This window comes from Paraburkholderia sp. BCC1876 (assembly GCF_902833695.1).
Taxonomy (GTDB): Bacteria; Pseudomonadota; Gammaproteobacteria; order Burkholderiales; family Burkholderiaceae; genus Paraburkholderia.
On record NZ_CADFGI010000035.1, the window covers coordinates 1 to 665 of the forward strand.

1 protein-coding gene and 1 pseudogene are annotated in these 665 nt (G+C 65.0%); both read left to right on the forward strand.

Annotation, left to right across the window (positions count from 1 at the left end):
• Nucleotides 1-317: pseudogene (locus HWY05_RS37610) on the forward strand (branched-chain amino acid ABC transporter substrate-binding protein); the annotation flags it as partial.
• Between the two features lie 148 nt (nucleotides 318-465).
• A partial coding sequence (locus HWY05_RS37615) for a hypothetical protein (RefSeq protein ID WP_176061475.1) occupies nucleotides 466-665 on the forward strand: 200 nt, incomplete at its 3' end.

A 665-nucleotide genomic window follows, 5' to 3' on the forward strand; every position in this document is an offset into this window, starting at 1 on the left:
CCGTGAAGGCGAGCGCGCTGGTTAATCGGCGCGCCTATGACGGTGCCTACGGCGCGGGCAGCACCTCGACCTTCGGCGGCAATGCCTGGGATGCGGGCCTGTTGCTGCAGCAGGCGATTCCCGTCGCGCTGAAGCAGGGCCAGCCGGGTACCGCGGCGTTCCGCTCGGCGCTGCGCACCGCGCTCGAGAACACCAGGGATCTGCGGACTTCGCAGGGCGTCGTGAACATGACGCCGACCGATCACTCGGGCCTCGACGAGCGTGCGCGCGTGATGGTCGAGATCGTGGGCGGCGGCTGGCGGCTGGTGCCGAACTGATCGCCGATGTGATCGGTCTGTATCGCCGGTGGCGGGCGCGCTTCCTCATTTTGTTTCGCCATCGCGCCTGCCGATGGAATAGCCCGGTAGCCTGGCGCGTTACCCAAGTGTCACCGCTTGGGTGTCGCGACTGGCTTACGGACTCCTCATGGATTTGCTTACCTTGTGGCTCGGCATGATCGCCGTGCTGCTGCTGTTCGGACTGCTCATGTGGCTCAGGCCCGAATGGTTCCTGTCGACTATCTGGGTGCACCCGCCGCATCATCTCTGCGACGAGGCGATTTCGCATTTGTATGGAGAAGGAAAGCGAGGGGAGGCGGCCGCGGAGAATGCGGCTCATCTATCGTC